General features: G+C 58.8%; 18 protein-coding genes. 11 read left to right on the top strand and 7 right to left on the bottom strand.

The window, feature by feature from the left end:
* The first annotated feature begins 82 nt into the window (after positions 1-82).
* The 7 genes from hmpA to cyoE all read left to right on the top strand — a co-directional run bounded on the left by hmpA (position 83) and on the right by cyoE (position 7,702).
* Positions 83-1,264 (top strand): NO-inducible flavohemoprotein, encoded by a 1,182-nt coding sequence (gene hmpA / locus ACA072_RS23825; RefSeq protein WP_497621001.1) that lies wholly within the window; start codon positions 83-85, stop codon positions 1,262-1,264.
* A 270-nt stretch (positions 1,265-1,534) separates the two neighbouring features.
* Positions 1,535-2,044 (top strand): disulfide bond formation protein B, encoded by a 510-nt coding sequence (locus ACA072_RS23820; RefSeq protein ID WP_497620999.1) that lies wholly within the window; start codon positions 1,535-1,537, stop codon positions 2,042-2,044.
* A gap of 814 nt (positions 2,045-2,858) precedes the next feature.
* Entirely contained in the window at positions 2,859-3,803 is a 945-nt protein-coding gene (gene cyoA, locus ACA072_RS23815; protein WP_497620998.1) for a ubiquinol oxidase subunit II, read from the top strand.
* 3 nt (positions 3,804-3,806) lie between these two features.
* Positions 3,807-5,837, top strand: a complete 2,031-nt coding sequence (gene cyoB / locus ACA072_RS23810; protein WP_497448813.1) for a cytochrome o ubiquinol oxidase subunit I — start codon at positions 3,807-3,809, stop codon at positions 5,835-5,837.
* Between the two features lie 3 nt (positions 5,838-5,840).
* The gene (locus ACA072_RS23805) at positions 5,841-6,467 is read left to right on the top strand and encodes a cytochrome o ubiquinol oxidase subunit III (protein ID WP_497620996.1); all 627 of its coding nucleotides are present in this window, start codon (positions 5,841-5,843) and stop codon (positions 6,465-6,467) included.
* Complete coding sequence (cyoD, locus tag ACA072_RS23800; protein WP_084320724.1) at positions 6,468-6,803, top strand: cytochrome o ubiquinol oxidase subunit IV; 336 nt, start codon at positions 6,468-6,470, stop codon at positions 6,801-6,803.
* 11 nt (positions 6,804-6,814) lie between these two features.
* Positions 6,815-7,702, top strand: coding sequence for a heme o synthase (gene cyoE, locus ACA072_RS23795; protein ID WP_497620994.1), 888 nt, complete (start codon positions 6,815-6,817; stop codon positions 7,700-7,702).
* A 205-nt stretch (positions 7,703-7,907) separates the two neighbouring features.
* Here the strand turns inward: cyoE and ACA072_RS23790 are convergent, their stop codons facing one another.
* Positions 7,908-9,311, bottom strand: coding sequence for an aminotransferase-like domain-containing protein (locus ACA072_RS23790; protein ID WP_497620992.1), 1,404 nt, complete (start codon positions 9,309-9,311; stop codon positions 7,908-7,910).
* Positions 9,312-9,444: 133 nt separating this feature from the next.
* Here ACA072_RS23790 and ACA072_RS23785 point away from each other — a divergent pair, with 133 nt between their 5' ends.
* Positions 9,445-9,927 (top strand): RidA family protein, encoded by a 483-nt coding sequence (locus tag ACA072_RS23785; RefSeq protein ID WP_497620990.1) that lies wholly within the window; start codon positions 9,445-9,447, stop codon positions 9,925-9,927.
* A 57-nt stretch (positions 9,928-9,984) separates the two neighbouring features.
* Here the strand turns inward: ACA072_RS23785 and ACA072_RS23780 are convergent, their stop codons facing one another.
* From ACA072_RS23780 to ACA072_RS23765, 4 genes are all read right to left on the bottom strand, one after another.
* Positions 9,985-10,689 (bottom strand): hypothetical protein, encoded by a 705-nt coding sequence (locus ACA072_RS23780; protein ID WP_497620988.1) that lies wholly within the window; start codon positions 10,687-10,689, stop codon positions 9,985-9,987.
* A 116-nt stretch (positions 10,690-10,805) separates the two neighbouring features.
* Entirely contained in the window at positions 10,806-11,549 is a 744-nt protein-coding gene (locus ACA072_RS23775) for a DUF72 domain-containing protein (protein ID WP_497620987.1), read from the bottom strand.
* A gap of 52 nt (positions 11,550-11,601) precedes the next feature.
* Positions 11,602-13,119 (bottom strand): sensor histidine kinase, encoded by a 1,518-nt coding sequence (locus tag ACA072_RS23770; RefSeq protein ID WP_497620985.1) that lies wholly within the window; start codon positions 13,117-13,119, stop codon positions 11,602-11,604.
* Positions 13,116-13,832 (bottom strand): response regulator transcription factor, encoded by a 717-nt coding sequence (locus ACA072_RS23765; protein ID WP_497620983.1) that lies wholly within the window; start codon positions 13,830-13,832, stop codon positions 13,116-13,118. The genes ACA072_RS23770 and ACA072_RS23765 overlap by 4 nt, the downstream gene beginning before the upstream one ends.
* 152 nt (positions 13,833-13,984) lie before the next feature.
* Here ACA072_RS23765 and msrB point away from each other — a divergent pair, with 152 nt between their 5' ends.
* Genes msrB through msrA form a run of 3 tightly spaced genes read left to right on the top strand, consistent with a single transcriptional unit; the run spans position 13,985 to position 17,049 of the window.
* A complete protein-coding gene (gene msrB / locus ACA072_RS23760; protein WP_497620982.1) occupies positions 13,985-14,503 on the top strand; it encodes a peptide-methionine (R)-S-oxide reductase MsrB in 519 nt (172 codons plus the stop codon).
* A 43-nt stretch (positions 14,504-14,546) separates the two neighbouring features.
* The gene (locus ACA072_RS23755) at positions 14,547-16,310 is read left to right on the top strand and encodes a cytochrome c biogenesis protein DipZ (protein WP_497620980.1); all 1,764 of its coding nucleotides are present in this window, start codon (positions 14,547-14,549) and stop codon (positions 16,308-16,310) included.
* A 31-nt stretch (positions 16,311-16,341) separates the two neighbouring features.
* Positions 16,342-17,049, top strand: coding sequence for a peptide-methionine (S)-S-oxide reductase MsrA (msrA, locus tag ACA072_RS23750; RefSeq protein WP_497620978.1), 708 nt, complete (start codon positions 16,342-16,344; stop codon positions 17,047-17,049).
* A gap of 12 nt (positions 17,050-17,061) precedes the next feature.
* On the opposite strand, the gene ACA072_RS23745 is transcribed toward msrA, so the two are convergent.
* Positions 17,062-17,466: a GNAT family N-acetyltransferase gene (locus ACA072_RS23745; protein ID WP_497620976.1), complete on the bottom strand. Its 405-nt coding sequence runs from the start codon at positions 17,464-17,466 to the stop codon at positions 17,062-17,064.
* Complete coding sequence (locus ACA072_RS23740; RefSeq protein ID WP_497620974.1) at positions 17,463-18,476, bottom strand: sensor domain-containing diguanylate cyclase; 1,014 nt, start codon at positions 18,474-18,476, stop codon at positions 17,463-17,465. Before ACA072_RS23740 ends, ACA072_RS23745 begins: the two co-directional genes overlap by 4 nt.
* Between the last annotated feature and the right edge of the window lie 34 nt (positions 18,477-18,510).

Raw genomic sequence — 18,510 nt, 5'->3', positions numbered from 1 at the left:
TTTTAATGTTTAAATTGTTGGCATGGAAAGTGATATGCATAGGGCAATCAGATAGTAATCAAAGTAGCCCAGGAGTCACTTTATGCTTAGCGTTCAAGACCGTGCCATCGTCAAATCCACCGTGCCGCTGTTGGAAAGCGGTGGCGAAGCGCTGATCACTCACTTTTACCGCATGATGCTCTCCGAGTACCCGGAAGTCCGCCCGCTGTTCAACCAGGCCCACCAGGCCAGCGGTGACCAGCCACGCGCTTTGGCCAACGGCGTTTTGATGTATGCGCGCCACATCGATCAGCTCGACCAGTTGGGCGATCTGGTGGCCAAAATCATCAACAAACACGTGGCCCTGCAGATCCTTCCGGAACACTACCCGATTGTCGGCGCTTGCCTGCTGCGCGCCATCTCCGAAGTACTGGGCGAAGAAATCGCCACCCCTGAAGTGATGAGCGCCTGGGGCGCGGCCTACGGTCAATTGGCGGAGATCCTGATCGGTGCCGAAACCAGCATCTACGATCAAAAGGAGCAGGCACCGGGCGGCTGGCGCGGGGCGCGGGAATTCATCGTTGCGGCCAAGGTCGAGGAAAGCGCGGAAATTACCTCGTTCTACTTCGAACCTGCTGACAAAGGCGCGATTCTGGCGGCTGAGCCGGGCCAGTACATCGGTATGAAACTGATCCTCGACGGCGAAGAAATCCGCCGTAACTACTCGCTATCGGCCTTGGCGAACAAGGGCCAGTATCGCATCAGCGTCAAGCGTGAAACCGGTGGCCGCGCGTCTAACCACTTGCACGATCAGCTGCATGTCGGCTCGAGCATTCAGCTGTTCCCGCCATCGGGCGAGTTCACCCTGACCGCCAGTGACAAACCGCTGGTGCTGATCAGCGGCGGCGTCGGCATTACCCCGACGCTGGCGATGCTGGAGGCGGCATTGGCGACCGAGCGGCCGGTGCACTTTATCCACTGCGCACGCAACGGCAGCGTTCACGCCTTCCGTGACTGGATCGATGGCTTGGCCGAGCGTCACCCGCAACTCAAGCGTTTCTATTGCTACGCCGAAGATGACGGCGTGAGCCCGAAGGCGGACAAGGTCGGGTTGTTGAGTCAGGAACAGCTGGGCGAATGGTTGCCCGCGCAGCGTGATGTGGATGCTTACTTCCTGGGGCCGAAAGGGTTCATGGCGGCGATCAAGCGTCACCTCAAGGCCTTGGGTGTGCCGGAGAAGCAAAGCCGTTACGAGTTCTTCGGGCCGGCTTCGGCGTTGGAATAAGCAATGCGGCGGCTCGGGAGACCGAGTCGCCTTCTTCGCGAGCAAGCCCGCTCCCACATAGGATTTGCGTACGTCGCGGTCAAGTGTGGGAGCGGGCTTGCTCGCGAATGGCCGCACCACGGTCTTACTTCCTAAAAATCCTTCGAAAGTTAATCCCTCCTTAACCGCTTTATCGTCTATTCCCCGATCATCACCGGTACTCGCCGGGCTCTCAAAGGTTGGAGCCTGCGTGTAGACTTCCGGGCAATCGATCTTTACAAGGGAAACGCGATGAGCGAGGAAACGATGCGGTTGGGACGTGAACGGCGCTATCTGGTGTTACTGGGCTTCATCTGCCTGGCGCTGATCGGCGGCGCGCTGTACATGCAGATTGTGCTGGGCGAAGCACCGTGCCCGTTGTGCATCCTGCAACGTTATGCGCTGTTGCTGATTGCGCTGTTTGCCTTCATTGGCGCGGCGATGCGCACCCGTCGCAGCATCACGGTGCTGGAAACCCTGGTGGTGATTTGCGCACTGGCCGGCGTCGCGGTGGCCGGGCATCACGTCTACACGCAGTTTTATCCTGCGGTCAGCTGTGGCATTGATGTGCTGCAACCGATCGTGGATGGCCTGCCGCTGGCGAAGATCTTCCCCCTGGGCTTCCAGGTCGATGGCTTCTGCTCCACGCCGTACCCGCCGATCCTCGGTTTGTCGCTGGCGCAGTGGGCGCTGGTGGCGTTCGTGCTGATCGTGGTGCTGGTGCCGCTGCTCACTTCACGTAACCGCAAAGCGCTGCGCTGAGGCTATTCGCCGTACCGTTGAGTGAAACCTGAAACGCCCCGGCCTTCGTTGAGAAGGCCGGGGCGTTTTGCATTTCAGTCCACAGGTAAAAGACCTTGATGCCCGACAAGAATGGCTGCGACACATGTGCGACATGTTGTCACAGCGGGACTGTCGCAAGGCATTTCACGGGGCTGGATCGGTGCATAGCCAGGCAACGAAATTGGTCTAGTCAGGCGATCGGCGTTTTAAAGGCCATAGCGCGCAAGCAGGCAGTTTTAACAGGGCCTGGCGAATCGCCAGAGCCCTTGTCTCATAGGGGCTAGGGCATCGTCGAAGTGTCTGCACAAGCACTGATAGCTGTCTGAACTGCGTTCGGTAGACCTACAAATTTTGGTGTTTTTGTTGAGAATGAATTTCGATAAGATGCCGCACTTTTGCAAAAACCGTGAATGATTGTTGCTGGAATGGATAAAAATTATTTCGGGATGAGACATGGTTTATGAATCGTTACGTATCTACAATCGCCCGCACTGAATTCCGGCACTGCTCACCTTGAGCAGGAAAACGGGGCGTCGGGGGGCTTGAACGCTTCATGCGACTCCCAGGTGTCGGAGCCTTCCAACTATCCGCACCAAATGGAATTGGTCTGTAACAAGGCCTTTGACCACGAATTCGAATAAGAACTTACCGCTAGCCCAGGATTTGTCGAACAGCGTCTGACGCGCGACGGGCAGCCCTTATTCAATCCAAGAAAAATGCCAACCCTTGGCAGGGTGAAGTGTTGGCGATCAAAACCCAACTGCATTGCGCAAGCTGCTTTAGAGGTCGTGAGATGAGTAAAAACAGGTACCCCAGACTACTAGGCTTATTGCCGCTGCTCGGCACGTTGTTGCTGTCAGGCTGCAACATGACCTTGCTCGATCCCAAGGGCCAGGTTGGCCTGGATGAGCGAAACCTGATCATCACCGCAACGCTGCTGATGCTTCTGGTCGTGGTACCGGTCATCGTCATGACCTTCCTGTTCGCCTGGAAATACCGCGCGTCCAACCAGGATGCCGTCTACACACCGAAGTGGTCGCACTCCACCAAGATCGAAATCGCCGTGTGGACGATCCCGGTACTGATCATCATTGCCCTGGGTTACATCACCTACAAGTCGACCCACGCGCTGGATCCTTACAAGCCGCTGGAATCCGACGTCAAGCCAATCACCATTGAAGTGGTCGCGCTGGACTGGAAGTGGATGTTCATCTATCCGGAGCAAGGCATCGCCACCGTCAACAAGATCGTGTTCCCGGCGCACACGCCGATCAACTTCAAGGTGACGTCGGACTCCGTGATGAACTCGTTCTTCATCCCGGCCCTGGGCGGCCAGATCTACGCGATGGCCGGCATGCAGACCAAACTGCACCTGATCGCCAACCAGAACGCTGAAATGGACGGTATCTCCGCCAACTACAGCGGCGCTGGTTTCACTGGCATGAAATTCAAGGCTGTCGCCACTTCCCAGGAAGATTTCGACGCCTGGGTAAGTGAAGTCAAAAAGGCACCTAAACAGCTTGAAGAAGCTGAATACGCAGCCCTTTCCAAGCCGAGCCAGAACAACCCAGTCGAGCTCTACTCCTCGGTCACTCCGAACCTGTTCCAGATCATCGTCGACAAGTACGAAGGCATGAAACCGGGTCCGAAGGTCAAGCACGAGAAGAAAGAGAAAGAAGTGGCCGCTACGCAAGGAATGGACATGAACTCGCATTCAGCTGCCGGGGCAGAGGAGTAAACGATGTTTGGTAAATTAAGTTGGGAAGCGGTCCCGTTCCACGAACCGATCGTGATGATAACCATCGCCATGATCGCGCTCGGCGGTCTGGCGCTGTTCGCTGCAATCACTTATTTCAAGAAGTGGACCTACCTGTGGACCGAGTGGCTGACCTCGGTTGACCACAAGAAAATCGGCGTGATGTACATCATCGTCGCCATGGTCATGCTGCTGCGCGGTTTTGCAGACGCCATCATGATGCGTACCCAGCTGGCCATGGCCACCGAGGGTTCGCCTGGCTACCTGCCACCTGAACACTATGACCAGATCTTCACCGCTCACGGTGTGATCATGATCATCTTCATGGCGATGCCATTCTTCACCGGCCTGATGAACCTTGCAGTGCCGCTGCAGATCGGCGCGCGTGACGTTGCCTACCCGTTCCTGAACTCCCTGAGCTTCTGGTTGCTGGTGTCCGGCGTGGTGCTGATCAACCTGTCCCTGGGCGTCGGCGAATTCGCCAAGACCGGTTGGGTTGCCTATCCGCCGCTGTCGGGTCTGCAATACAGCCCTGGCGTGGGGATGGATTACTACATCTGGGCGCTACAGCTATCCGGGTTGGGTACGACGCTGACGGGGGTCAACTTCCTGGCCACCGTGCTGAAAATGCGTACGCCTGGCATGAAGCTGATGGACATGCCGATCTTCACCTGGACCTGCACCTGGGCCAACGTCCTGATCGTGGCTTCGTTCCCGATCCTGACCGCTACCCTGGCACTGCTGACGCTTGACCGTTACATGGATTTCCACATTTTCACCAATGAACTTGGTGGCAATCCGATGATGTACGTCAACCTGTTCTGGGCCTGGGGTCACCCCGAGGTGTACATCCTGATTCTGCCGGCATTCGGGATCTTCTCCGAAGTCATCTCGACCTTCACCGGCAAGCGTCTGTTCGGCCACCACTCGATGGTCTACGCATCGGGTGCGATCTCGATCCTGGGCTTCATGGTCTGGCTGCACCACTTCTTCACCATGGGTTCGGGTGCCAGCGTCAACGCCTTCTTCGGTCTGGCGACGATGCTGATTTCGATCCCGACGGGGGTGAAGCTATTCAACTGGCTGTTCACCATTTACCAGGGCCGTCTGCGTTTCACCAGCCAGGTTCTGTGGACCCTGGGCTTCATGGTGACCTTCGCCATCGGCGGCATGACCGGCGTATTGCTGGCCATCCCGGGTGCTGACTTCGTCTTGCACAACAGCCTGTTCGTGATCGCTCACTTCCACAACGTGATCATCGGCGGCGCGGTATTTGGTTACATCGCAGGCTTTGCCTTCTATTTCCCGAAAGCGTTCGGCTTCAAGCTGCACGAAGGTTGGGGCAAGGCAGCGTTCTGGTTCTGGATCTCGGGCTTCTTCGTCGCGTTCATGCCGCTCTATGCACTGGGCTTCATGGGCATGACCCGTCGTCTGAACGCCACCACCAACCCTGAGTGGGTGCCGTACCTGTACGTCGCCATGTTCGGTGCGGTGATGATCGCTGTGGGTATCGCTTGCCAGCTGATCCAGCTCTACGTGAGCGTGCGTGATCGCAACAAGCCAGAAAACATGTGCGAACACGGCGACCCGTGGAATGCCCACACGCTGGAATGGTCGACCTCGTCGCCACCACCGTTCTACAACTTCGCTGTGCTGCCAAAAGCGGAAACCATCGACCCGTTCACCGAAGCCAAGGAAAACGGTACCGCGTACCAGGCTCCGGCCAAGTACGAACCGATCCACATGCCAAACAACACCGCGACCGGTGTGGTCATGGGCGCTCTGTTGACCGTGTTCGGTTTCGCGATGATCTGGCACATCTGGTGGCTGGCCATCGTTGGCCTGGTTGGCACCGTGGTCTATTTCGTGATCCACGCTGCACGTGATGACCAAGGCTACATGGTGCCGGTCGAGACAATCGAACGCATCGAAGCCGAGCAGCACAAGCGTCTGGTAGCGGCCGGGAAAGTCCCAGCCACCGCCACCCGTGTTGAAACCTCGTTGGAACAGGCTTAAACCATGTCGAACTTAGTGACCAATGCTGGACACACCCATGTCGATGGACATGGGCACGATGACCATCACCACGACTCGGGCGAGATGACCGTATTCGGTTTCTGGCTCTACCTGATGACCGACTGCATCCTGTTTGCGTCGATCTTCGCGGTCTACGCGGTACTGGTTAACAACGTAGCGGGTGGCCCGTCGGGCCACGACATCTTCGAACTGCCCTACGTACTGGGCGAAACCGCTCTGCTGCTGTTCAGTTCGATCACCTACGGCTTCGCCATGCTGGCGTTGTTCAAGGGCAAGAAGAATCAGGTCCTGGGCTGGCTGGCCATGACCTTCCTGTTCGGTGCCGGCTTCATCGGCATGGAGATCAACGAGTTCCACGTGCTGATCTCCGAGGGCTACGGTCCTAGCCGCAGCGGCTTCCTGTCCGGGTTCTTCACCCTGGTCGGCACCCACGGCCTGCACGTGACCAGTGGTCTGATCTGGATGGCGATCATGATGTATCAGGTGCAGAAAAACGGCCTGACGGCGACCAACAAGACCCGTCTGAGCTGCCTGAGCCTGTTCTGGCACTTCCTGGACGTGGTGTGGATCTGCGTATTCACCGTTGTTTATCTGATGGGGACTATGTAAATGGCTAACGCTCATTCCCACGATAGCCACGACGCCGGCCACGGCAGCGTCAAGTCTTACGCTATCGGTTTCATTCTGTCGGTGATCCTGACCGTCATTCCTTTCGGCCTGGTGATGTACCCATCGCTGCCGAAGTCGCTGACTCTGTGGATCGTACTGGCTTTCGCCGTTATCCAGGTGCTGGTGCACCTGGTGTACTTCCTCCACCTGGACCGTTCCGCCGCGCAGCGTAACAACGTGATTGCGTTTGTTTTCGCCGCGATCGTGATTGTCCTGCTGGTTGGCCTGTCGCTGTGGATCATGTTCAGCATCCACACCAACATGATGGCGAAGTGAGGTAAGTCCGAATGTCCTTAAAGCACTTTATCCAAATCACCAAACCGGGGATCATTTTCGGTAACGTGCTTTCAGTGGCAGGCGGATTTTTCCTGGCCTCGAAAGGGCATGTCGATCTGGCCATTTTCCTGGCAGCAATGATCGGCACCTCCCTGGTAGTGGCTTCCGGTTGCGTGTTCAACAACTGCATCGACCGCGACATCGACTTGAAGATGGAACGCACCAAGAATCGCGTGCTGGTCCAGGGCCTGATCTCCCTGAAACTCGCGGCGATTTTCGCGACCGTCCTCGGTGTTGCCGGCGTTGCGTTGTTGTACAAAGTGGCGAACCCGTTGGCCGCGGTGTTCGCGGTGATCGGTTTCGTCATCTACGTTGGCTTCTACAGCCTGTACCTCAAGCGCAAGTCGGTTCACGGCACGCTGGTGGGCAGTCTGTCGGGCGCCATGCCGCCAGTGATCGGTTACGTCGCTGTGACCAACAGCTTCGACATGGCCGCACTGACGTTGCTGGTGATGTTCAGCCTGTGGCAGATGCCGCATTCCTACGCCATCGCGATCTTCCGCTTCAACGATTACCTGGCCGCATCGATTCCGGTGTTGCCAGTGAAGCGCGGGATTCAAGTGGCCAAGAAGCACATCCTGCTCTACATCCTGGCGTTCCTCGTGGCGACCTTGATGCTGACCTTCAGCGGCTACGCCGGCATGAGCTACCTCGCCGTCGCCGCGGCCATGGGCATGTACTGGTTGTACATGGCCTGGACCGGCTACAAGGCAGTGGATGACACGGTCTGGGCACGCAAGCTGTTCGTGTTCTCGATCTTCACCATTACCGCGTTGAGCGTGATGATGTCCCTGGACTTCAAAGTGCCGAGCGAGTTGTTGCTGACGTACGCGCCTTAAGCGTCGGATGCTGTAAAGAAAAGCCCCGCCTTCGAGAGAAGTGCGGGGCTTTTTATTGCATGCTTGCTGGTGGATCGTGTCGCCCCTTTCGCGAGCAAGCCCGCTCCCACAAGGATTGGGGCTGCCGCCAGTTGTGTGATCGACGCCGAACCCCTGTGGGAGCGGGCTTGCTCGCGAAGGCCGCACCGCGGTGAATCAGGAAAACTCAGCGATCAAGCAACCTAAAGAACCGCTCGCGCACCTGCGGGCTATCGCTATGCGCGACATTGAAGCGCAGGAAGCTGCTGGCATCGGCTGCTTTGCTCAATAGTGTGCCCGGGGCAAGGACGAAGTCGTTTTCCAGGCCTTTGCTGGCCAGCGTTTCGGCGTGCAGGCCTTCGGGCAATCGTGTCCAGATGAACAGCCCTTCACCCGGTATCGACGAAACCGAGCATCCAGCCTCTACCAGCCATCTCGTCACGCGACTGCTCGATTCATACAGGCGATCAACCGTGCGCCGGATGTGTTTGGCGTAGCTGCCGTTACTGAGCATGGTGCAGGTGATCTGCTCCGCCAGTTCCGAGGTCACACCGCCGCAGGCCATCTTCAAATTGATCAGCCGCGCGGCCAGTTGCGGGGATAACGCGGTATAGCTGACCCGGCTGTTGGCGGTCAGGGTCTTGGAGAAGCCGGACACGTAACTGACATTGTCCAGACCACTCGCCGCCAGGCGCGGGGTGCGCCGTTGCTGGATGTCGCCGTACAAGTCATCTTCAAGGATGTGCACGCCATAACGGTGGCTCAGCTCCAGCAATCGATAAACCTGGGCTGCGGAGAACGAGTGCCCGGTCGGGTTGTGCAGCGTGCTGTTGGTCATGTACAGCACGGGGCGATGGGCGATCAGCAATTGCTCGAACGCTTCCAGATCCAGACCGTCGCAACCGCGGGCGATGGTGATGACCTTGGCGCCGTGCAATGCCAGGTTGGTGTGCATGTTGAAGTAACACGGATCGTCGAGCAGCACGGTGTCGCCGGGTTTTATCAACAGGCGCATCAGCAGGTCGATGGCCTGCACGGTGTTGGCGGTGGTGATGATCTGCTCGACCGGCACCTCGATACCGACGGTCGACAGCTTCACGCGCAACGCCTCGCGCAGCGGGAGGTAACCACCGACCTCACCGTATTCGCCCATGCGCAGCGCGGTCGCGCGAAGGGTGCTGCGCACGGCTTTGAGCAATTCGTCAGCGGGCAACCACGAGGCGGGCAGAAACCCGCAGCCGGGGCGCAGCGCGCCGTTGTTCAGCAGCAAGGCGCGGCGGACCCGGCTGAGTGTGTCTTGGGGTTGCAGATCCGGGCCCGCTGTATTTTGGGGCTGGATGCTTGGGCGATGAATGTAATGCCCCGAGCCCTGGCGAGAGACCACCAACCCCTTGGCCCGCAGTCGGTCGAGGGCGTCGACCACCGTGGATTTACCCACGTTCATCAACTCGGAGAGTTCGCGAATCGGCGGCAACTTGGCCCCGTTAGGCAAGCCGCCCTGGCTGATTGCCACAGACAACTGATCGACGATCTGCTGTACCAGCGGCACTCCTGGCTGGAACTCGATGGCGGCGATGACGGCGCGCTGCATTTTACTGGTCTCCCTGGCAGTAAAGTTTGTTGGATCTTATACGAAGTTGCCCTGATCAAGACACGTATCTCTCTCTACCATCACCTTCGCGTGTGCATGATTGATTAAGAGGGTTCGATTAATGAGTAATCAAATGAGTCGCGACGAACGCTTCCTCGCGATGGCAAAAGAACTCGGCTTTGATATCTACGACGAGAACTCTGCCGGCGGGCGTTACGCGCCGGTGATCCGGCACGATGATGAACTGTATGTCAGCGGGCTGGTGCCGCGGATGAACGGCAAAATCCAGTACCCCGGCCGGGTGGGACTGGAACTCAACCTGGCCGATGCCCAAGAGGCTGCCGGTATCAGCGCGATCCGTGGACTTGCACTGATCCGTGAGGCGATCGGTTCATTGGATAACGTCAAGGCACTGCTGCGCATCACGGTCTATGTGAAATCCACGTTCGACTTTGTGGACCTCAGCGAGGTAGCCAACGGCGCGTCGGACGTCTTTACGCATGTGTTGGGTGAGGCCGGGAAGCACACCCGAACGACCGTCGGTGTTTACCAGCTGCCGAAAAACGCGCCGATTGAAGTGGATATGATCGCGGCCCTGCATCCGTCAGCGCGGTAAATCTTCCGACAATAAAAAGCCCCGCGCTTCAATGGCGGGGCTTTCAGGTCGATCGTGTTACTGCGCGGCGATGCTGTAGCCGTCGAACGCGGTTTGCTGCTGAAGTGCGGTGATGATGTTCTTGCGGTTAACGGCCTGCTCGGCCCCGGTGTTGTCCAGGAATGTTTCGTTTTCAATCGCCGCGTCTTCACCTTCACCGACGAAAGTGAAACCGAGGAACTCCAACGCTTTGCGATCCACGTTCAGGCTCGAACGTGGCGTGCGCAGCGGCAGCGTGACGCTTATGCCGTCCTTGCTGATGGTGAACACTTCGAGGTCTTTCTTGGCGCGAGCAACTTTGCTCTTGCCGCTGCTCGGGTTGCTGATGGCCTGGTGAGTCTGGTTAAGCACCTTCAAGGCCAGGCCATAGACGATTTCCTGAAACGCCGAGTCGTCCTTGAAGCTGGACAGAATACGGCTGATCGGAAACTTGCTGCTCAGGTCTTCCAGCGCGGCAATGTCGGACGCTTCGGCGTCTTTCAGTTGTTTGAGCTCGCCCATCAATTCATAGGCTTTATCGTCGTCGAAGCTGTCGTGAGCCTGGCGAATCGCGGCGCGCAGCTCGCGGATCTGGTCGCTTTCCCGGGTGGATTGAAAAGCGTCCAGGACCATCTCGCTGATGGTCTTGGCCTGTGGCACATGCTGTGAAAGATTGATGGAGTTTTCGTATTCCGCTTTGGACGACAAGGTGACTACGGATTCAGCGGTATTGGAATCGGACATTGAAATTTCACTACTTCTTTTAACTTGGGTTTAGGCGAGAAAGCGCGGGGCCTTTTCAGGCCGCCTAATCTATTGGACCTGACCTGAGTTGTCACGGATGAACAGGCGGTTGGTCATCATTTTTGGCGGGGAAGTGTCATTCGCTGAAGCTCCAGCGCATTGGCCGTCGCCGCGCCACTGGCGGTATTGTCGAAGATGCACCAGGTGGGGACGCCGTCGGTTTGGGTTTGTATCTTTTGAGCCAGGTGTTCAAGCCATGGCATCTCGTAGCTTGAGTAGTAGATTCGCGGTGACCCGTGCAATCGGTAGTAGCGGATACCCGACCAGGCACTGGGTACGTCACCTTCGGGCAGCGGCGAAGGATCGGCTGCCACTTGACCGATTCGATGCTCAATCAGTAGCGCCTGCGCCTCAGGTGTTTGCCAGCTGACATGCCTGGGTTCAAGCACTGCAAATCCTTCGTATCGCTCACGGAGTGTGGATAAGAAGGTTTGGGTTGTTTGTCTTTCAAAGGACAACGAAGGGGGGAGCTGGATAAGTAGACAACCAAGCTTCTGACCCAGATGGGAGCATTGCTCGATAAAGTCATCGATCAACTTCGCGCAATCCTGAAAACGAGCTTCGTGGGTGATTTGCCTGGGGACTTTCACTGAAAACCGAAAACCCTCCGGCACACTCTCGGCCCATCGTGCATAGGTCACCGGGCGGTGAGGACGGTAGAAGGAGCTGTTGATTTCCACGCACGTCAACTGTGCCGTATACCGTTGCAGGTGTGTGCCCGCGGCGGGAAATACCTTCCAATGTTCACGGGGCAGGCTCCATCCGGCGCAGCCGATATACAGGGGCGTAGTGGCAATCATCAGCGTTTTTCGCCTCAGCCTCAGGTTCAAAGCTGTGACCGCTGAAACCTCGCTATTTCCCCATCGAATTCAGGTTCATGGATCGAACGGCCCATTTTTCTGCCGTTTGTTCATCCACCGGCAAGGAAAAACGGAAGGTCGCGCCACGACCCGGAACGTCGATCAACTGGATCTCGCGACCGTGCAATTGCAGGATCCGATGCACGATCCGCAGCCCCAGTCCGCCATCGCGCCGGGCACCGCCAATGTTGAACGGACGCAGGAACAAACCTTCGCGCAACTCGGGCGCGATGCCGGGGCCGGTGTCGCTGACGGTGACTTCGATAAAGGGTCCCTGTGGGCGCAGGCTCAGTTCGATTTCTCCACCTTGAGGCGTATCACGCAGGGCATTGTCGAACAGGTTGGTCAATACGCGCTCGATCAGACCCAGATCGGCGCAGGCGGCCGAAACATTGGGCGCGAAGGTGGCCTTGAGTTCGATCTGTCGTGCTTCGGCCGTGAGTTCGAATTTCTGGAAGATGTCCTGCACTAGATCTGTCAGGGAGAAACGCTCCAGCACCGGTTGCACGAAACCGTGTTCCAGCCGCACCAGTTCCAGCAGCGATTGCGCCAGGCCACCCACTTTGCGGCTTTGATCCAGAGCGATGCCCAGGTAACGACGGCGGTCGGCGGGGGACAGCGTGGCGTCTTTGAGCGACAGGGTTTCCAGATATCCGTGCAGCGAGGCCAGCGGTGTGCGCAGGTCGTGGGAGATGTTCGCCACCAGTTCGCGGCGTTCCTGGTCCTGGCGAGTCAGCGAGCGCCATTGTTCGCTGAGGCGGGCTTGCATCTGGCGGAAAGCGGCGTCGAGTACGGCTATTTCATCGTGGCTTGACGCTTTTTCCACCGGGTCCGAGATGGGCGATGTGGAGGGGACGCCGTCGATGTCGAACTGGCTGACTCTTTCGGTCAATCGACGCAACGGTCGGGTGATCAGGGCAAATGCGGTGAGGCCGGCGATCAGGCACAACAACGCCACCAGACCGATGGACAGCAGCGCGGTATCGAGCGCGGCGCTGGTGGCACCGCGTTCGGCGAAGCGGTCGTGTTCTTCACTGAGCAACACGACATAGAGGTAACCCTGCGGTTTGCCGTTGACCTTTAACGGCGCGGCGCTGAACACCTTGCGTCCGTCGACGCTGCGCGGGTCGTCACCGAGAATCGGCAGCGTGTCGCCTTTGAGCAAACGCTGGATGGGTGCCAGATCAATCCGCTCCCGGCGGATCCGGCCTTCGGGGGCGGCGCTGCCGACAATGTGCCCCTCGGTGTTGAGCAGATAGACCTCGACACTGGGGTTGACCAGCATGAGTTTGCTGAACAGTTCGCGCACGGCATTGGGCATCAGGCCGTTGGTGTCCATCAGTACGGTGTCGCGGGCGATGTGTTGGGCGAGATCGCGCGACAGCCCTTGAACCACTTCCAGTTCGTGCATCTTGTTGGAGCGCACTTGCATCCAGGCCGAGGTGCCACAGCACACCAGCAACAGAACGGCGAACACCAGCGACAGGCGCTGTGTCAGGGTCAGCCTCATGGCTGCTCCTCCCTGGCCGCGAATTTATAGCCGCGCCCCCACACCGTGAGGATGCGCACGGGTTGCGCCGGATCGGCCTCGATCTTGGCCCGCAGGCGGTTGATATGGGTGTTGACCGTGTGTTCGTAGCCTTCGTGGCTGTAGCCCCAGACCGCGTTGAGCAGGTCCATCCGCGAGAACACCTTGCCAGGCTGGCGGACGAAGAAATACAGCAGGTCGAACTCGCGTGGAGTCAGGTCCAGGCGACGACCGTCGAGAGAGACGTCGCGGGTGATCGGGTCGATGGACAGGCCGTTTGTGATCAGGCTGCCAGCGTCCATTTTCAGGTTACGGGCCATGGCGTCGACTCGTCGCAGCAGGGCTTTGACCCGGGCGACCAGTTCCAGCATGGAAAAAGGCTTGGCCAGGTAATCGTCGGCACCGAGCTCCAGCCCCAGGATCCGGTGCATTTCACTGGAGCGGGCGCTGGTGATGATGATCGGTGTGTAGCGGGCCATGGCCCGCGCCCGACGGCAGATTTCCAGGCCGTCGACGCCGGGCAGCATCAGGTCGAGGATCAGTGCGTCCCAGCTTCCTTGCTGCAGCAGTCGCATGCCTTCATCACCGTCGGCGCAGTGCACCACCTCGAACTGCTCATCACGCAGATGCAGGCAGATAAGGTCAGCGATGTGCAGGTCGTCCTCGACCACCAGGACACGTTTGGTCTGTTCCATAAAGCTCAATCCTTTGTAGCGCAATGGGCACATTGTGCGGGTTTTCCTCGGGCCGAGTTATCACGAATTGTTTAACTGTCCGTGAGGATTTGGCGATCAACCCAAGCCTAGGCTGTGTTCCCTATCAGGCATCTGGAATTTTGGAGAAGGCCATGTTTTCACGGCGACAGTTTCTTGTAGCGAGCGGCGGGCTGGGCGCTGCAGCCCTGGTGGTCGGTGTGTTGCCAAAATTTGCCGCACGTACTGCGCTGGTCAGCGACGCCAGTGCGTCGGCGGTGTTCGAGGTCACTCACACCGATAGCGAATGGCGCGCCAGGCTCAGCGCCGAGCAATACGAAATCCTGCGGGAAGAGGGCACCGAGCGGGCCTACAGCAGCCCGCTGAACAACGAGCATCGCGAGGGTGTTTTTGCCTGTGCCGGTTGTGCCTTGCCGCTGTTCTCTTCCGACACGAAGTTCGATAGCCGCACCGGTTGGCCCAGCTTCTGGGCACCGCTGGACAAGGCGGTAGCGACTCGCCAGGACCGATCCTTCGGCGTGCTGCGCGAAGAAGTCCACTGCCGACGCTGTGGTGGTCATCTGGGCCATGTCTTCGACGACGGGCCCAAGCCCACCGGCCTGCGTTACTGCATGAACGGTCTGGCGATGACCTTCGAGCCCCAGGCGGCGTGACCCATGGGCACTTCCTTTCACTCATTTAATGCAGGTCGATGCTATGTGGCTTCTGGTTCTCGCTTATCTCGGTGGTGTGCTGACGATTGTCAGCCCATGCATTCTGCCGGTATTGCCCTTTGTCTTCGCTCGCACCGGGCAGCCGTTTATGAAAAGTGGCTTGCCGCTGCTGGCGGGGATGGCGCTGACCTTCGCGCTCGTCGCCTCGTTGGCAGCGGTGGGCGGCGGCTGGGTGGTGCAAGTCAATCAGTACGGTCGCTGGCTCGCGTTGCTGTTCGTGGCACTGTTCGGGCTGACGCTGCTGCTGCCTCGATTGGCCGAGCGCCTGACACGTCCACTGGTGGCGGCCGGCAGCCGACTGTCGGAAGCCGCGGGCGCCGATGCTCGTCCGCGTCCCGGCGCTTCGTTCCTGATCGGCGTCGCCACGGGTCTGCTCTGGGCACCGTGTGCAGGGCCGATTCTCGGATTGTTGCTGACCGGCGCGGCGCTGCAAGGGGCAAGCATCGCCACCACGTTGCTGTTGCTGGCCTACGCCGCGGGTGCCGCCACTTCTCTCGCCGTGGCGTTGTTGCTGGGCGGTAAAGTCTTTGCGGCGATGAAGCGCTCGATCGGTGCCGGTGAATGGGTGCGCCGAGGTTTGGGCGCAGCGATGTTGGCCGGTGTCGCGGCCATTGCCCTTGGGCTGGACACCGGGATTCTGGCGCGGGTGTCGACAGCTTCCACCGGCGGCATCGAGCAGGCCTTGGTGGGTCGATTGGCCGGTAAGTCACCGAACAACAGCGCAGCGATGATGGCCGCTGGCGGGGCAATGAAAATGGCGGCGAAAGCGCCGGGCGCATTGCCGATCGAAGGTAACCTTCCTCCGCTGGACGGCGCCGTGCAGTGGCTCAATTCACCTCCTCTGACCGCGCAAGCATTAAAGGGCAAAGTCGTGCTGGTGGATTTCTGGACTTACTCCTGCATCAACTGCCTGCGCACCTTGCCGTATGTGAAAGCCTGGGCCGAGAAGTACCGCGATCAGGGCCTGGTGGTGATCGGTGTGCATGCGCCTGAATTCGCCTTCGAACGTGATGTGGGCAATGTCACCAAAGCCATGAAAGACCTGGGCATCAATTACCCGGTGGCGATCGATAACGACTACAAGATCTGGCGTGCTTTCAACAATGAATACTGGCCGGCTCATTATTTTGCCGACGCGCAGGGGCGCATTCGTTATCACCACTTTGGTGAAGGCGAGTACGCCGAATCGGAACGCGTCATCCAGCAGCTGCTGCGTGAAGCGGGCGCCCCAAGGGTCGCCGACGGGCTGATCAAAGCCGACGCCACCGGGGTTCAGCTCGCCCCTGACATGAATGAAGTCCAGTCGCCGGAAACCTATGTCGGCTACCAGCGGGCGGAGCACTTCGTACCGGCAACCGGTCTGGTGCCAGACAAGGTGTCGGCGTACAGCACGCCAGCGCAATTGGCACTCAACGATTGGGGCCTGGACGGTCAATGGAACGTCGGTTCTGAACGCGCGACCTCAAGTGCGCCGGCCAGCCGCATCGTCTATCGCTTCCACGCTCGCGATTTGCACCTGGTACTGGGCCCCGGCGCAGACGGCAAACCGGTGCGCTTCAAGGTGCTGATCGACGGAAAAGCCCCCGGAGATGCCCACGGGACCGACGTGGCGCCGGATGGCAGCGGCAGTGTCACCGAGCAACGGCTGTACCAATTGGTGCGCCAGAACGGTGGCGTGACGGACCGGACCTTCAGCATCGAGTTTCTCGATCCGGGTGTATCGGCGTATGCCTTTACGTTCGGTTGATAGCCCTATCATTTGTTCAGGAGTCAGACTCATGAAGATCCCAGTTACCTGGCGCCGCACCTTGTTGGGTTTGGCGGCAGCCGGCGTCATCGGTCAATGCTCGGCGTTCTCTTTCGGGGCCGCCGAAGAGGGGGTCATTATCCCGCCGCCGGCCCTGGATGAAACCACCCAGGCCCACAGTGAAACCGCGGTCTTCGCCGGCGGTTGCTTCTGGGGCGTCCAAGGGGTGTTCCAGCACGTCAAAGGCGTGACAAAAGCCGTCTCCGGTTACGCTGGCGGTGAAGCGAACACCGCCCAATATGAGCGCGTCAGCGATGGCGATACCGGTCACGCCGAATCAGTCGAAGTCACTTTCGATCCGTCGCAGGTCAGTTACGGCACCTTGCTGCAAATCTATTTCTCAGTGGCGCACAATCCCACCGAGTTGAACCGCCAGGGACCCGACAGCGGCACGCAGTATCGGTCGGCGATCTTCCCAGCGAACACTGAACAGCAGCGCGTCGCCCAGGCCTACATTGCCCAGCTCGACGCCGCCCGTTCGTTCAACAAACCCATTGTGACCAAGCTGGAAACCTACAACGGTTTCTACCCGGCGGAGGAGGAACATCAGGACTTTCTGACCGAGCACCCGACGTATCCGTACATCGTGATCAACGACCTGCCGAAAGTGGCTGCGCTCAAGCAGCTGTACCCGGATCGGTATCAGGAGAAACCGGTGCTGGTGAAGTCGGGGATGTGAAGGGCGTTTTGGCTATCGACTGCGCGGGCGCTCCATCGCGATGGTTGAAGGTTCAAAGCCCAGGTGCGAGAAGAAATCCGAGGCACCTTCACGGCCTGCGCGCAAAACCCAGGTGATGTCGGTGTTCTCGCCCATGACATGCTCGACCAGTGCCCGACCAACGCCTTCACGTCGATGCTGCCCGGACACGACAACCATCGACAGATAGCCGTTGGACAGTCCGTCGGTGATACCACGGGCAAATCCGACGATGTGGGCGTCTTTCACGGCAAGCGCTGTGCGTTGGGAGTTGGCGATCAACTGTGCAAAATATTCAGTTGATCCCAGGCGGTGAGCCCATCCGTTCTGCTCAAGAAACAGCCGCACGGATTCCACTTCCGAGGGCAGTACATCGCGGACATCCAGGACGGCGCTCACCCGGAAATCACATTCTTGCCCGCGACTTTTGACCGATACAGCGCCTGATCGGCCCTGGCCAGGAGCCCGGTCTGCTGCTCTTCTTCAAAGCGCTGGACCACGCCAAAGCTCATGGTCACTTGAAACTCTCCCACACGCGGAAGGTTCGACAGACCATGGCGGATTTGCTCGGCGAAGGATCTGGCGTCGGCCAACGACGTATTGGGCAGGATCATGATGAACTCGTCGCCGCCCCAGCGCGCCAACAGGTCGCCGTAGCGAACGCAGCGTTTCACGCTCTTGACGACCTGCACCAATGCCGCATCGCCCAGGGCATGGCCATAGTGATCGTTGATGTTCTTGAAGTCGTCGATGTCCATGGCAATCAGTGACAGCGGCTGCCGAAAGCGTTGGGCACGGTCGCATTCCTGGGGCAGGGTTTTTTCCAGGCGATAGCGATTGGCGATCGATGTCAGCGCATCGGTTTCCGCCAGTTTGCGGTTTTCTTCAAGTTGAATTTGCAGCTGCTGATTGACCCGCGACAATTCCCGGGTGCGTTCTTCGACGATGGCTTCCAGGGATTGATTGCGCCGTTCCATCTCCTCGAAGAGACGTTTCTTGTCTTCGATACTGCGGTGCGCGCCGACCATTCGCGCGACCGATCCGTCGGCATTGCGTGCCAGCACGTAGCCACGATCTTCGATCCAGATGTAACTGCCGTCCTGCTTGCGGCAGCGATACTCGGCTTGGTAGCCCGGCGCGCGTTGATTCAGGTAATCATCAAAGACCGTCATCACCCGCGGGTAGTCGTCGGGGTGAATCACGTTTTCCCAGGTAAACACGGTGTTGTCCAGGGAGTGGGCGGCGTAGCCGAGCATTTCGTACCACCCGGGATTGCGGTAGACGAACCCGGTGTTGGCGTTCCAGTCCCATATGCCGTCACTGACCAGTTCCAGAATGGTGTGCAACATGTCCTCGTTCAAATCCGACACATTGAATTTCAACGGCTCGATATTTGATGCTTCACCCATCACCGCTCTCCCTGCACTGATATCAAAGTGACCC

The sequence above is a fragment of the Pseudomonas sp. LBUM1656 genome, from assembly GCF_059716065.1.
Note: the sequence above shows the minus strand (reverse complement) of the source record. Positions and strands in the feature narration are given on the sequence as shown.